General features: G+C 50.6%; 13 protein-coding genes. 9 read left to right on the top strand and 4 right to left on the bottom strand.

Going from position 1 to position 13,872, the window contains the following annotated elements:
- Positions 1-77 precede the first annotated feature (77 nt).
- Positions 78-1,289, bottom strand: coding sequence for an MFS transporter (locus tag V5J77_RS17225; RefSeq protein ID WP_338552040.1), 1,212 nt, complete (start codon positions 1,287-1,289; stop codon positions 78-80).
- 198 nt (positions 1,290-1,487) lie between these two features.
- Here V5J77_RS17225 and hemE point away from each other — a divergent pair, with 198 nt between their 5' ends.
- The 6 genes from hemE (at position 1,488) to V5J77_RS17195 (ending at position 8,158) form a co-directional block, all read left to right on the top strand.
- A complete protein-coding gene (gene hemE / locus V5J77_RS17220) occupies positions 1,488-2,564 on the top strand; it encodes a uroporphyrinogen decarboxylase (protein ID WP_338552039.1) in 1,077 nt (358 codons plus the stop codon).
- Complete coding sequence (gene hemH, locus V5J77_RS17215) at positions 2,551-3,492, top strand: ferrochelatase (protein ID WP_338552038.1); 942 nt, start codon at positions 2,551-2,553, stop codon at positions 3,490-3,492. Before hemE ends, hemH begins: the two co-directional genes overlap by 14 nt.
- Before the next feature lie 26 nt (positions 3,493-3,518).
- Positions 3,519-5,003 carry a protoporphyrinogen oxidase gene (gene hemG, locus V5J77_RS17210; protein ID WP_338552037.1) on the top strand — a complete coding sequence of 495 codons (1,485 nt, stop codon included), beginning with the start codon at positions 3,519-3,521 and terminating at the stop codon, positions 5,001-5,003.
- Positions 5,004-5,073: 70 nt separating this feature from the next.
- Positions 5,074-6,462, top strand: a complete 1,389-nt coding sequence (locus tag V5J77_RS17205) for a CapA family protein (protein WP_338552036.1) — start codon at positions 5,074-5,076, stop codon at positions 6,460-6,462.
- Between the two features lie 20 nt (positions 6,463-6,482).
- Positions 6,483-7,259, top strand: coding sequence for a glycerophosphodiester phosphodiesterase family protein (locus tag V5J77_RS17200; protein WP_338552035.1), 777 nt, complete (start codon positions 6,483-6,485; stop codon positions 7,257-7,259).
- Positions 7,253-8,158: a DUF92 domain-containing protein gene (locus tag V5J77_RS17195; protein ID WP_338552034.1), complete on the top strand. Its 906-nt coding sequence runs from the start codon at positions 7,253-7,255 to the stop codon at positions 8,156-8,158. The genes V5J77_RS17200 and V5J77_RS17195 overlap by 7 nt, the downstream gene beginning before the upstream one ends.
- 150 nt (positions 8,159-8,308) lie before the next feature.
- On the opposite strand, the gene pepF is transcribed toward V5J77_RS17195, so the two are convergent.
- From pepF to V5J77_RS17180, 3 genes are all read right to left on the bottom strand, one after another.
- The gene (gene pepF / locus V5J77_RS17190; RefSeq protein WP_338552033.1) at positions 8,309-10,099 is read right to left on the bottom strand and encodes an oligoendopeptidase F; all 1,791 of its coding nucleotides are present in this window, start codon (positions 10,097-10,099) and stop codon (positions 8,309-8,311) included.
- A 305-nt stretch (positions 10,100-10,404) separates the two neighbouring features.
- Positions 10,405-10,587, bottom strand: coding sequence for a hypothetical protein (locus tag V5J77_RS17185; protein ID WP_338552032.1), 183 nt, complete (start codon positions 10,585-10,587; stop codon positions 10,405-10,407).
- A 78-nt stretch (positions 10,588-10,665) separates the two neighbouring features.
- The gene (locus V5J77_RS17180) at positions 10,666-10,899 is read right to left on the bottom strand and encodes a hypothetical protein (RefSeq protein ID WP_338552031.1); all 234 of its coding nucleotides are present in this window, start codon (positions 10,897-10,899) and stop codon (positions 10,666-10,668) included.
- A gap of 205 nt (positions 10,900-11,104) precedes the next feature.
- Here V5J77_RS17180 and V5J77_RS17175 point away from each other — a divergent pair, with 205 nt between their 5' ends.
- The 3 genes from V5J77_RS17175 (at position 11,105) to V5J77_RS17165 (ending at position 13,813) form a co-directional block, all read left to right on the top strand.
- Positions 11,105-11,806 carry a methyltransferase domain-containing protein gene (locus V5J77_RS17175; RefSeq protein WP_338552030.1) on the top strand — a complete coding sequence of 234 codons (702 nt, stop codon included), beginning with the start codon at positions 11,105-11,107 and terminating at the stop codon, positions 11,804-11,806.
- A gap of 82 nt (positions 11,807-11,888) precedes the next feature.
- Complete coding sequence (locus V5J77_RS17170; protein ID WP_046229980.1) at positions 11,889-12,086, top strand: cold shock domain-containing protein; 198 nt, start codon at positions 11,889-11,891, stop codon at positions 12,084-12,086.
- Positions 12,087-12,253: 167 nt separating this feature from the next.
- Complete coding sequence (locus tag V5J77_RS17165) at positions 12,254-13,813, top strand: hypothetical protein (protein ID WP_338552029.1); 1,560 nt, start codon at positions 12,254-12,256, stop codon at positions 13,811-13,813.
- The last annotated feature ends 59 nt before the right edge of the window (positions 13,814-13,872 follow it).

The following is a 13,872-nucleotide window of genomic DNA, read 5'->3' as shown; positions in this document are numbered from 1 at the left end:
GATATTTGGACGGAGTGCTCATGCCGTCCGCAGAGCCGACAGTCAGCATGCGCAAAGCTAGCTCCAGCTAACACGAGCTAGCTTTGCGCAGCTTTCCGTTTGCCGCGCAGCAGCGACCGATGCACCCACAGCGCATTCAGCAGCATCATAGCGGCGGACAAAATGAACAGCCCTCTGATGCCGATCCAGCCGGATAATGCGCCGCCGGTAATCGGGCCGACCATATTGCCGAGGCCGAGCGTGCTGCTGTTAAAGCTGTAGGCCCGGGATTCCATGCCATCCGGCGTATATTTGCGTATGAGCGAGTTGACCGTCGGCACAAGTCCGCCGAGGAAAATACCGAGCACAAACCGGGAAATGAGCAGCTGCGGCACGCTGTCAGCAAGCGCCTGCGGGATAAAGGTCAACCCTGCGCCTACGAGCGAATAGCCGAGAATGCGCTCCGAGCCGATGCGATCGCTTAGCTTGCCTAGCACAGGCGATGCAATGAGATTAGAGATACCGGCTGCCGAGCCGACGAAGCCTGCCCAGAAAGCAAGGTTTGCCGTCGGACCATGCAGACTCTGGACATGCAGCGGCAGCAGCGTCATTGAGCTCATCATAGCGAATTGAATGAGGAAGGTGACAGCATACAGCGCCGTTAGCTCATGAATGCCGCGCAGCCGCTTGAAGCCTTCAATGACGGAAATTTGCACCTTAGCTGCTGCCTTTTGCAAATCGAACGTCTCCTTCACGACGAACAACGCCAGCATAGATGCGGCGAACAAGAGGGAGCCAGTCAAATAAAATATGGGACGGTAGCCGACAGCGTCAGCCAGCAGGCCGCCGATGAAAGGGCCTAATATCGTTCCGGCAATGCCGCCTGATTGGAGCGTTCCCATCGCATAGCCCATTCGATCCTTAGGCGTGCTGGCAGATATTAATGCCACAGCTGCGGGGTTGAAGCCGGAAATCGTGCCGTTCAGCATGCGCAGCAGCAGCAGATGCCACGGCGTTGTTGCAAAGCCCATTAGCACAATGACAATCGCCATGCCAATGCCGGAGCGAAGCAGCATCATCTTGCGTCCGTAGCGATCGGCGTATTTTCCCCATACCGGCTGAAAAATAAATTGCGTCACAAAGTTGCCGGCGAAAATAAGGCCAGCCCAAACAGCAATTTCATGCGGATCGGTTAGACCCAGCTCAAATTGCAAATAAAACGCCATAAAAGGAATGATCATGGTCATTCCAGCCATTACGAGAAATTGTCCGAACCAAAGCACGATGAGGTTTTTTTTCCACTGTTCCATGTATTTTAGTATAGCACATATTGCTTATATTTCGGAAAAGCACGAAATTAGCCTTGAGTCAGGTTATAATATAGTGAATGTACAAGGATAGTGTCATAACATTGTCATAGGAAGTCCGGTGCTGGCGGTTGTTAGCCCCTGAAAAAACGGGCATAATGGAGTTAATATAAAATTATATAGAAAAGAGGAACGGCGAACATGAGCTATAATGACCGTTTCATTCGGGCCTGCCGCAAGGAAGAGCTGGATCAGGTACCCGTCTGGTATATGCGCCAAGCTGGAAGATACGACCCTGAATATCGCAAAATAAAAGAAAAATATTCACTGCTGGAAATTTGCAAGCAGCCGGAGCTGGCTGCGGAAGTAACGTTAATGCCGGTGCGCAAGCTCGGCGTAGATGCCGCTATTTTATATTCGGATATTATGAATCCGGTTGCTTCAATCGGGATTGATTTTGATATTGTGGCGAATGTTGGACCTGTAATAGATAACCCGATCCGCTGTGCGGCGGATGTAGATCGGCTAAAGCCCATTGATGTAGAAGGCGATCTCGGCCATGTGCTGGAAACGATCCGGATTTTGGATCGAGAGCTTGAGGTTCCGCTAATTACATTTGCCGGAGCGCCGTTTACGATTGCCAGCTATTTAATCGAAGGCAGACCGTCCAAAAACTATTTGCGGACAAAAGCAATGATGTACAGCGAGCCGGAGGTATGGTTCAAGCTAATGGACAAGCTGGGCGATATGGTTATCGCTTATTTGCGCGCGCATATTGCAAATGGCGGCAAAGCTTTTCAATTGTTTGATAGCTGGGTAGGTGCGCTTGCGCCAGCCGATTTCCGCAAATTTGTACTGCCGACGATCGAGCGGATTTTCAGCGAGCTGTCGGATTTGTCGCAGCCGAAAATTTATTTCCCAGGCGTAAGCTCGGGCGAGCTGCTGCCGGAGCTGCACAAGCTGCAGGCGGATGTAATCGGTCTGGACTGGAGAGTGTCGATTCCCGAGGGACGCCGCCGTTTGAATCACGACTTTGCGGTACAGGGCAATCTCGATCCTGTCCTGCTGACGGCTCCAATGAGCGTCCTTGAAGCGTATGCCGCGGAAATTATTGAACAGGGACTGGAAGAGCCCGGATTTATTTTTAATTTGGGGCATGGGCTATTCCCTGAAGCCTCGCTTGAGAAGCTTCAAGAGCTGACGGCTTACATACATTCGTATTCAAAAAAATACATTGCAGCGCGGGAAGGGAAGGAAACGAGCCATGTCGGAAGCTGAAAACAGCAAAATCGGAGTTCTCGTTATGTCATATGGGACGCCGGAAAGCCTTGATGATGTAGAAGCATATTATACGCATATTCGTCGGGGTCACCCGCCTACACCAGAGCAGTTAACGGATTTGTATGGCCGATATGAGGCGATTGTTGGCGGCGTATTCCCGCTGCGTGAAAATACGAACGGACAAGTAGCAGGCTTACAGGACAAGCTGGAGCAGCTTGCTCCTGGTCGTTATGTCTGCTATCAGGGGCTTAAGCATGCCCGTCCTTATATCGAAGACGGTGTAGAGCAAATGGCTCGTGACGGAATTAAGCAAGCCGTAGGAATTGTACTGGCTCCGCATTATTCGACGATGAGCGTTGGCAGCTATATTAAGCGTGCGCAGGAGAAAGCAAGCGAGCTTGGCGTGGAGATGAGCTTTGTCAACCAATATCATCTGCATCCAAAGCTGCTTCAGGCCCTTACAGAACGGGTGATGGAAGGTCTTGCTCGCCTAAGCGCATCGTCGGGCGGGGAGCCTAATGTAAAGGTGCTGTTCAGCGCACATAGCTTGCCGGAAAAAATTCGCGAGCTCGGCGACCCATATGAGGAGCAGTTGCTGGAAACATCGCGAGCAGTTGCGAAGCAGGCTGGCGTTGCAGATGATGTATGGCAGTTTACTTGGCAAAGCGCGGGCCGGACGAGAGAGCCTTGGCTGGGACCGGACATTTTGGAGACGCTTGCCGAGCTTGCTGAGCAGGGTGTGAAGGCCGTTCTCGCCGCTCCAATCGGCTTTGTGTCGGATCATCTTGAGGTATTATTCGACCTTGATATTGAAGCGAAGACGACAGCAAAAAATATGGGCATTACCCTTGAACGTATCCAAATGTTAAATCGCGACCCGCTGTATATGGAGACTCTGGCGGAGTCTGTAATAGAAGCAACGTAGAGTTTGGTAAAGAAAGGATGAATGAGATGCGGAGAATCGGAGAAGCTGATCGAATTGTCATTATTGGCGGGGGGATCAGCGGGCTGAGCTCCGCTTTTTATTTGCAGCGGGAAGCGGAGCGGCAAGGAAAAGCGATTCATATTACGCTTGTCGATAGCGCCGAGAAATTGGGCGGCAAAATCAATACGCTGCAACGTGACGGCTTCGTCATTGAACGCGGCCCGGATTCTTTTCTTAGCCGCAAGCTGGCCATTATTGAGCTGGCTAAGGAGCTTGGCATAGCGTCCGAGCTGACGGGTACGAACCCAAAGGGCAAGCAATCGTATATTCTATTTAAAAATAAACTCCATGCGATGCCGCAGGGACTCATGCTCGGCATTCCGACGGAAATTATGCCTTTCGCCCGGACGGGCTTGCTTACTTGGGGAGGCAAGCTGCGGGCGCTGCTTGACTTTATTATGCCTTCCCGAGGAGGTGCTGACGATGAATCGCTGGGAGGCTTTCTTGGCCGGCGGCTAGGGAAGCAGGTTGTGCAGCGCATTGCGGAGCCGCTGCTGGCGGGCATTTATGCTGGCGACCTTAACAAGCTGAGCATTCAAGCGACGTTTCCGCAGTTCGCCGCAGCAGAACGCAAGTATGGCAGCTTGATTCGGGGAATGCGGAGCAACAAAAAGCTTACGAAGGCTCCCGATATGAGCATGCTGCCGGAAGGGGCAAGAAGCAGCGTATTTCTTACATTTAAGGGCGGGCTATCAACTATGGTGGATGCGCTGGACCGGGCTTTGCCGGGCATGGAGCGCAAATTAGGCCAAGCGGTGACAGCGATTCATGACGGTGCTGCTGGCAATGAAGCAGCAGGTATTGCTGGCATGGCGGATGGAGAACACTCCGGACCCCGCTACACGATTGAGCTGGCGAACGGCGAGCAGCTGCCCGCTGACAAAATCATAGTGACTGCACCTGCGTTTCAGGCGGCGGAGCTGCTGGAGCCGCTGGTCGATTGCGCGGAGCTGCGGGCCACCGAATATGTATCAGTCGCAAACGTCGTAATGGCTTTTGATAAAGCGAGTCTGGGAATAACCTTCAAAGGCTCAGGGTTCGTTATTCCGCGCTCGGAAGGCTTGCGAATTACGGCATGCACATGGACCTCTACGAAATGGCTGCATACGAGCCCGGGAGACAAAGTGCTGCTTCGCTGCTATGTTGGCCGGGCAGGCGATCAAATCACGCCTTATTTGCCGGATGACCAGCTAATGGCTGCTGTAAGAGAAGATGTAAAGAAGACGATGAATATTACCGCGGTGCCTTTATTTACGGAAATTACACGGCTGCCGCGCTCTATGCCGCAATATCCGGTCGGTCATTTGGCGCATACGAAGCGTCTGCGCGAGCGTTTGGCCCAGCAGGTGCCGGGCATTCATCTTACAGGAGCGGCTTTCGACGGCGTAGGTTTACCGGATTGTATTCGTCAGGGCAAGGAAATTGCGGCTGCTGTGCTCTCCTCCTCCTAGTAATTTCGCATATTTATAGCAAGCTTGCTATAATAGACAGGAAACTTTATTCATAAAGGAGCATCCTGTCATGAATAGATCCAGAACAGAATCGCGACAGCAGCAAAAAATCAGGCGTAAAAAAAGATTAAGACGCCTCATCATTTTCAACAGCGTTATGTTAGGTCTTATTGCAGTCGTTATTGGTTTATGGCTTAATACGCAAAACTGGTTTGATACGGCGTCCTTATTTAATGGGGACGATAAACCTCAGGCAGCCGATGCCTCTTCCGCAGGGACGAGCGATGGTCAGAAGGCGGACAATGCGGCAACGAACGCAGGCAGCAGCGCGCCTTCTCCATCTGATGGAGCGGTAGCAACGGAGGAACCCTCTCCTACAGCCGACGAGGCTAACGGTGCAGGCGAGCCAGCGGCAACGCCGGAGAAGCAGCCGGAAGAGGGCGGTAATGAAGCGGTTGATGGAACAGGCGGCAATGAGGCTTCAGGTGAGCAGCCTTCGTCACATGCTGGAGATGAGGATACGGTGAAGCTGAGCTTTGTTGGCGATATTTTGCTGGCAGCCTCGGTTGGCGACATGATGAAGCTGAATGGGTACGACTATCCGTATAAGCAATCGCTGCTTTATTTGAGCGAGCCGGATATTATGGCCGCTAATTTGGAGTATCCGGTGACGGATAGCGGTGTTCCGGCGATAGATAAGACGTATGTGTTTAAAGGTTCTCCCGATGCGCTTCCTGCATTTCGCGATGCCGGCTTTGATATTGTCAGCTTGGCGAACAACCATACGCTTGACCAAGGCGTCGAAGGTTTATTTAATACGATGAAGCATCTCGATGAGACGGGAATTTCCCATATGGGAGCCGGCAAAAATGATACGGATGCGTTTGCGCCTGTCATTAAAGAGGTGCGCGGCATTAAAGTAGCGTACATTGGACTGAGCAGAGTTGTGCCGGAAGTATCATGGAAGGCAGACAAAAATGTGGCAGGCGTAGCGGAAACCTACGATACGACAAGAGCGAAGGCGGCAATTAAGAAAGCGAAGGAGCAGGCCGATCTAGTTGTCGTAATGGTTCATTGGGGAGAAGAGCGCAAAGATACGCCGCTGCAATACCAGCGGGATTTTGCACGTGAATACATAGATTCGGGAGCTGATCTCATTATCGGCAGCCATCCGCATGTGCTGCAAGGCTTTGAGACGTATAAAGGCAAGTGGATTGCATACAGTTTAGGGAACTTTATTTTTAGCGCTTACCCGAAGGGACCGACTGCTGAGACAGGTGTGCTGGATGCGATTTGTACGAAAAAAGGGGACTGCGACCTGAAGTTTTATCCGATGTCCTCGGACAAAGCGCAGCCAGTGCTCATGGAACCCGAAAATGCGGCAGCGCTGCTGAAGCGCCTGACGAGCCTGTCCTTTGGCGTGAAGCTCCGTGAGGATGGCGCTCTTGTCTCTAAATAAAGAGCAGCGAGGAGGAGCGCATGGCTGAGCCAAGAAATGTATGCGTTGCCCACCGCGGGTGGTCAGGACGCGCACCGGAGAATACGCTGGCAGCGGTAAAGCTGGCGATGGAAGAGCCTGATGTGTATTGGATTGAAATTGATGTGCAGCTATCGAACGATCATATTCCGGTCGTTATTCATGATTATAAGCTAAGGCGCACGACAAATGGCAAAGGCGATGTCCGTAATTGGACAGCTGCCGAGCTTGGCGCACTTGATGCGGGCAGTTGGTTTTCGCCCCTGTTTAAAGACGAGGGAGTTCCTACGCTTGATCAAGTGCTGGCATTAACAGCGGGGCGCTGCAATGTAAACATTGAGCTTAAGACGGATGGCATTCGCTATCCTGCGCTTGAGGAGCAGGTTCTTGCAAGCGTGCGCCGATTCGGCGTGGAAAATGAAGTGGTGCTGACCTCTTTCTATGCCGGAGCGCTAAATAAGCTGTTTAAGCTGACGGAGGGGCGTATTCGTACTGGCTTAATTATTGATGGCTGGCGTCAGACGCTGCCTCTGGAGCTGAGCCAGACGGGCTCAACCTTGCTTTCAATTGATTATTCGAGGCTGAATAAGGAGCGAGTGAGGCTGCTTAAAGAAGCGGGCATTCAGGTCATGGCTTGGACGATAAATGAGGAACGGGCTATTCGCAAAATCGCGGAGCTCGACCGGGAGCTAATGATTTGCACGAATTTCCCGAATCGCTGGAGACAGGCAATGGCAGGACTGAGAGATGAGACTGGAGAGGGGCGAGAAAAATGGTAGGCTGGATCGATGATTGGTGGCTCAGGCTGCTTGGCGGTCTTGTTGGAAGCGGATTAATTGCGTTCATCGCCTATCGGTTCCGCTCTCTTTCGTTATCGGGTGCTTTATCGGCAATGGCAATGGGCACGGGCTTTGTGACATGGGGCGAACCAGTATGGTTCGCCTGTCTTATTGCGTTTTTTGTTACCTCAACCCTATGGTCAAAATGGAAAAAGCACTCCCGAGCGAAGGCGAAGGCGGAAGCGGGATATGAAAAAACAGGACGTCGCGACGCTGGACAAGTGTGGGCAAATGGCGGAGTAGGGCTGCTGCTGTGCTTCGGCCATGCGTTGTTTCCGGCAGCAGGCGATGGCTGGCTGCTCGCCTATATTGGCGTTATGGCGGCTGTGAACGCCGACACATGGGCGACGGAGATTGGTGCGCTGAGCAAGCGTGCGCCGCGTTCGGTGACGAGCGGCAAAGTGGTTGCTCCGGGAACAAGCGGAGCTGTGACGCGGCTTGGCTCACTGGCGGCGCTCGCTGGGGCAGCCTGCATTGGCGTCGTAGCCGCTGTCATGCTGGCCTGGTTTCATCCAGATCCAGCCTCAGCAGCTGATTTGCCAGCTGGGCATGCGGGGTTTGCAGGCGGCGAGTTTAGCCTGGCCTCGGCGATAGCGCTTATTGCTGCTGCGGCCATTGCCGGCTTTGCCGGCTGCTTCGCCGACTCGTGGCTCGGAGCCACTTGGCAGGCGATGTACCGCTGCACAAGCTGCGGCAGCGAAACGGAGCGACGCACGCACTGCGGCGTACAGGCCGAGCGGATACGCGGCTTTGATTTTATGAACAATGACCGGGTTAATATGCTGTCCTCCGTGCTGGCTGGCGTAGTTGGCTTGGCATTAGGACTTTGGTGGCTGTAAGCTGTAGCGGCAAAATAAAATAACACCTCCTCTCCTTGATACAGGAGCGGAAGGTGTTATTTTTGCTTTAGGCGCTTATCCCCTTAGCTCAGAAAATGAGTCAGGTAAAGCGGTGTTTGCAGGGGTGAAGTAAATAACAGCTTAAGCCGATTATTTAGTCAGCTCTTCCATCTGGCCGATGAGGCTTTCGAAGACGCTCATCGCTTGCTCAATCGGCTCTGGCGAGGACATGTCGACGCCCGCTTTTTTCAAAATATTGATGGAGAAGTCGCTGCCTCCGCTCTTCAGGAAGCCGAGATAACGCTCGACTGCGGGCGCGCCTTCCTCCAAAATTTGCTTGGAGAAGCTCGTTGCGGCCGAGAAGCCAGTTGCGTATTTATACACGTAGAAGCTGTTGTAGAAGTGGGGAATGCGTGCCCATTCCATTGCAATATCTTCGTCTATAGCCATTTCGTCGCCATAATACAGCACATTGAGGTCATAGTAGATTTTGCTCAGATCCTGCGGTGTCAGCGATTCACCTTGCTCGCTGCGCGCGTGAATGATTTTCTCGAATTCGGCAAACATCGTTTGACGGAACACCGTCGTTCGGAATTGGTCCGCATAGTAGGTGAGCAGGTACATTTTTTCCTTCGGATCGGTAGACTTGTTGAGCAAGTAGTCCATCAGAAGCGCTTCGTTCAGCGTGGAAGCCACCTCCGCGAGGAAAATCGTATATTGCGCATCGCGGTAATTTTGGTTCGTGTCGGAATAATAGGAATGCAGGGCGTGGCCCATTTCATGGGTTAGCGTAAACATGCTGTTCAGGTTGTCCTTGTGATTGAGCAGCACATAAGGATGCGTGCCGAACGCTCCCCAGCTGTAAGCGCCGCTGCGCTTGCCTTCATTCTCATACACATCGATCCAGCCATCGTCAAAGCCATGCTGCAGCACGTTCAAATAATCGTCGCCGAGCGGCTTCAAGCTTTCCTTGACCGTTTTTTTCGCATCCTCATACGTAATGTTCATATCGAATTCCTCTACAAGCGGAGCGAACAAATCATACATATGAAGCTTGTCGACGCCGAGCAGCTTTTTGCGCAGGTTCATATAGCGATGCATCAGTGGCAAATGCTTATGAATCGTGTCAACCAAGTTTGTATAAACCGTCTCGGGAATGTTATCTCCATAAAGCGACATGGCGAGAACGGAATCATGCTTGCGGGCACGGGAGTAGAAAATATTTTTCGTTACATTGGCATTCAGCGTTGCGCCGATTGTGTTTTTAAGCTTTCCGTATGTATCGTACATCGCTTGGAAAGCTTCCTTGCGCACGTTGCGGTTTTTGCTCTCAAGAAACTGAATGTAACGGCCCTGCGTCAGCTCTACCTCTTCGCCGCTTTCGTCCTTGACCTTCGGAAACTTCAAATCGGCATTGTTGAGCAGATTAAAAATCGTACCGGGAGCCGAGCTCATATTGCCCACTTGCGCAAGCAGCGCCTCTTCATTTTTCGAGAGAATATGAGCCTTCTGGCGGCGCATTTCTTCGAGCGTATGACGGAAGGCTGCCAGCTCGGGATTCGCAATGAATTGATCCAGCGCCTCATCGCTTAAGGAAAGCACCTCCGGTGTAATAAAAGAGAGGGCCTCGCCTGTTTCCACGCTCAGCTTCTTGGATTTGTCGGACAATGCCTGATAGGTCGGCTCAGCCGTATCCTCATGATGCTTCATATTAGCATATACGTATAGACGCTCCACATGCAGCGACAATTCATCCTCCTGCTCGAAGCAGGCTTTCAGCTGAGCCGGGTCGGCCAATTTGCCTTGAAAAGCGCTGATTTTGCCAATTAGGCTTTTGGCAGCGGCAAACTCCTTATCCCATGCGGCTTGATCGGCAAACAGGTCTTCGAGCTTCCAACGGGCTTCTACTTTCGTCTCAGAACGCTTAGGTACGTGATTCATCGAATTCCTCCTTGAAATAATAGTAGATGAAGTAGCATGTGGTGCAGCTTTGGAGTAAGCGGGCTGAATCATTCCCTCAGCGCCACTTATTCCGGCGGTTAGACTTAGAGATACAAGGACGGGCAGCCATTTCATCGTTGCATTCGCCTCCGGGCACAAATTTGTACCTAGTATGTACCAGAGGCTGTGTAGTTATGTTGAAATACAAGAATTATCTAATAGCATAAATATGGCGATTGGCTATTCTTGTATTTAAGCAAAGACGGCAGCCCCTTGGTGTATGGCTTATGAGCTGCCGCCAGCACTTATGAGCTTCCCATTTGAAAAAGACTGTATACAATGAGGAAAAACGAGAATGCAATTAAAACAATCGAAGCAAGTGCCAGCCCGCGGCGCAAATTGGGAGCGAGCGTATCGCGTTTTGCGAGGACAATCCACCCCAGTGCAAAGGAAGCGACAATAAAGATGATATTAGTCATAAAATCCATCTGGAAACGTACACCCCCTGTAGCCGCAAGCACAACACTGCCTCGTTAGTTTTCGCTCTAAAGGCTAATTTTTCCTGCTTATACTTCCTTGAAAGCACGGATGATGTTCTCCCGTTCTTCCTCGCGGCCAACATATTGGTCAGCACGGAAGCGATTTTCGGCCCAATGCATCATTTCAGGACGGCTTACGAACGTATAGCATTCTTCGCCCCACTGATCGGAAATATCACGTACGACGAGGGTTTTCCCCTGTACTTCTACCGTCAGCATATTGTATTTGTCGGTTTTGAATATCTCGTGTTTCTTGAACATGATAGAGGTCACCTTACCTTTCATTACGGCTTACACCGTATTCTTACTATTTTAGCTATCCAGGGGGTGGAAAGCAATAAGGGACGGTGTTATAATATCAGCTATAATGCGGGAAAGTGGCATTTGTGAGGCGAAGCTTCTATAGAGCTAGGAGCGTAATCGCAAGGCAGAGCATAGTTGAGACGAGACGAGGAGAGAAGAGAAGATGAAGCAATTGAAGTATGAGCAGGTAGGCGTTGCCATTACGTGTCGGGGTTTTGACGAGTATGAGCGCATGTTTGGATTAGCGGAAAGCGATTTGGATGCAGGGTCCATATTGGACATTGCTGCTGGAGGCGCCTCTTTTACCGCTGAGGCATGTGCCAGAGGGTATGATGCCCATGCTGTTGATCCGCGTTATTCCGGAGATGTGGAGTCGTGGATTGCACAATCTGCCGAAGAAATTGAAGTATCCACAAGCAAGCTGATCGCTTTGCAGGAGGCATTCGACTGGAGCTATTATAAGGACGCTGCGCATCATCGCGCGGGAAGAGAGCGTTCGCTTGAGCTGTTTGCAAGTCATTTGCGATCTGATGCAGGGAAAGCCCGTTATCGTTTTGGACAGCTGCCGCAGCTTCCTTTTGAATCAGGAGCCTTCTCGCTTGTGTTATGCAGCCATTTTTTGTTTTTGTATGCGGAGCAGTTTGATTTCAATTTCCATAAGCAGGCTGTTTTGGAAATGATGAGACTATGCAAGCCGGGCGGACAGGTGCGGATTTACCCGCTGCTGTCGCTGAGCTGGAACGCTTATCCGCATATGGATGAGCTGCTAAAGGCTGTTGCAGAGCGGGGCGGTCAAGCTGAGCTTATGCCGGCGAAGCTTCCTTTTATTCCTGGATCAGATCATTTTTTGAAAATTAGGGTTTAATTGCATTTTCCAGTTTAAGACTGTATAATATAGGGTATACGCTGATTTAACAGCGGTTTATTTTTTCTAGGAGGTTGTTCATTTGAAAGGAACAGTTAAATGGTTTAACGCAGAGAAAGGCTATGGCTTTATCTCGGTAGAAGGCGGCGAGGATGTATTTGTTCATTTCTCCGCTATCCAAAGCGAAGGCTTTAAATCGCTTGACGAAGGCCAAGAGGTAGAGTTCGACATCACTGAAGGCAATCGCGGTGCACAAGCGGCTAACGTCGTTAAATTATAAGATTCGAAGTTTCTTATAATACTTGATTGCAGCATGTACAGGAGCTTCCGATTAAATCGGGGCTCCTTTTCGCATTTTAACAGGCTATTAGGATAGTGGTAAGTGGATGGTGCTGTATAATAGAGCGTGATAAGCCTTTTATTTAACGATTTTAAAGGGGGAGCATAATGATGGAAGTCGGTGCCGAGTTTCAGCGGTTTTGCTATAGTGAAGTCAAGCTGAAATTGCCTCGCGAGAGCTGGTATTACCTGCGCGATGAACAAAATGATGGCGAATTTGAAGAAGAGGAAGTTTGGTATTATAAAGGGGATTTGCGGCTTAGCGAGCTTTCGCTCGACCTGAATGCGATGCTCATTCTCGTTGAAGGAAATTTAATTGTGGATCGTTACGTTGGCAATACAGATACAGACGGTGCTACCGGCCTGATCGTTCTTGGCAATATGCGTGCCAGCCACATGGTTGTTGGCGGACAGGAGATCCATGTTGCAGGCAATTTGCAGGTGGATGAAATGTTCTGGGGAGATTATAATCACGGTGATCTCATCGTTGAGGGCAATATGCAGGCAAAGCTGATGATGACAAGCGATCAATATAGAGTGCGTATTCATGGGACATCAGCCTTTGAACGCCGCATAGAGGATTGGGACGACTTCGGTGTATGGCAGGGCTTTGATATGACCGAGCTTTTTGTTCCGGACATTATTTTAGATGAGGATGAGGATGAGGAGCCAGCCGTCTGGCGAGAGGAAATGCTTCGTCTTCTGAAGGAAGACAAGCCAATTTTAGATGAAGCTCTAATTAAGCCGATACATGAGCAGCCGCAAATTCCTTTCTTATTCGAGGATACTCAGCTCCGGCCGCTGTATATGCAGCAGGTGACTGCTGATTCACTCTGTTTCCTCGGTGACACCGAGGCGATAAGCTCGAGCTATGAATTTTGGCTGGGAGATCAGTTTTTTCGTGCAACGGCATATGGCAATGAAGCGGTTTCTGGACATTTTCGAAGCGTCTATTTTCAGGATGGGGAGAACTATGGAGCTTTGCTCAAAATAGAACCTTTCGCTGCACAATCGGGCTCTGTAGATCAGGCACATACGATGCAATGGCAGTTATCAGGCAAATATCGCAGTGTTACGGGCGAGCATACGGATTGGTCGGAGATAGATGATGATTCGCCAGTCGCTATCCAGCAGCTTTGCCAGCAAAACTGGGTTCATTTGCTGCAAGCTGTATCGACCTATGAACACGCTCGTCACCTTATTGATCCGCAGCAGGTGCGCGAGCTGTTGGCTCTCCCGCTTGTCGAGCCTTATAACGATTATGATGATGAAGAGCGAAACGGACTATGGATCGGCGATGTCTATTTTTCATTTCGGCAAGAGGAAGACCTTGACAATGATGCTTCGCGATTGGCATTGGTGCGTATGGCCAGAGACTATACCGATGAACAGGGCGATGCTAAGGTTGAATATTTCTCTTACCGTATCCAGAAGCATATGGATGGCTCTGAATGTGTTTCCGTTCAGTATTCAGAAGATGAAGAGGATGACGATTATGTAATGGTCAATTACGAGGGCGGGGCTAAGCTGCTGGATGCGGTTAAATTTTTTGAAAAAGGCCGAAGGCTGCTTACACGCTGCAACCAAGATATGCTGGATGGAACGAAACCTTTTTTTGGTGAAGATTTTGCAATGGAATACTGGAGGGGTAAAGGCTATATTTCTTAAGGATAGGTGACAGGAGTTCATCGTATTGCCATGCGCTTTTTGCATTTTTAGACTTTGAC

It is taken from the genome of Paenibacillus sp. KS-LC4 (genome assembly GCF_036894955.1).
Taxonomy (GTDB): domain Bacteria; phylum Bacillota; class Bacilli; order Paenibacillales; family Paenibacillaceae; genus Pristimantibacillus.
The sequence above is the reverse complement of the archived record's forward strand: the minus strand, read 5'-3'. Positions and strand labels throughout refer to the sequence as shown.

Coding starts and splice junctions, on each gene's coding strand:
- hemG (WP_338552037.1), top strand. CDS start 3,519: ATGCGGAGAATCGGAGAAGCTGATCGAATTGTCATTATTGGCGGGGGG.
- V5J77_RS17225 (WP_338552040.1), bottom strand. CDS start 1,289: ATGGAACAGTGGAAAAAAAACCTCATCGTGCTTTGGTTCGGACAATTT.
- V5J77_RS17175 (WP_338552030.1), top strand. CDS start 11,105: ATGAAGCAATTGAAGTATGAGCAGGTAGGCGTTGCCATTACGTGTCGG.
- V5J77_RS17165 (WP_338552029.1), top strand. CDS start 12,254: ATGATGGAAGTCGGTGCCGAGTTTCAGCGGTTTTGCTATAGTGAAGTC.
- V5J77_RS17205 (WP_338552036.1), top strand. CDS start 5,074: ATGAATAGATCCAGAACAGAATCGCGACAGCAGCAAAAAATCAGGCGT.
- pepF (WP_338552033.1), bottom strand. CDS start 10,099: ATGAATCACGTACCTAAGCGTTCTGAGACGAAAGTAGAAGCCCGTTGG.
- V5J77_RS17195 (WP_338552034.1), top strand. CDS start 7,253: ATGGTAGGCTGGATCGATGATTGGTGGCTCAGGCTGCTTGGCGGTCTT.
- V5J77_RS17200 (WP_338552035.1), top strand. CDS start 6,483: ATGGCTGAGCCAAGAAATGTATGCGTTGCCCACCGCGGGTGGTCAGGA.
- hemE (WP_338552039.1), top strand. CDS start 1,488: ATGAGCTATAATGACCGTTTCATTCGGGCCTGCCGCAAGGAAGAGCTG.
- hemH (WP_338552038.1), top strand. CDS start 2,551: ATGTCGGAAGCTGAAAACAGCAAAATCGGAGTTCTCGTTATGTCATAT.
- V5J77_RS17180 (WP_338552031.1), bottom strand. CDS start 10,899: ATGTTCAAGAAACACGAGATATTCAAAACCGACAAATACAATATGCTG.
- V5J77_RS17185 (WP_338552032.1), bottom strand. CDS start 10,587: ATGGATTTTATGACTAATATCATCTTTATTGTCGCTTCCTTTGCACTG.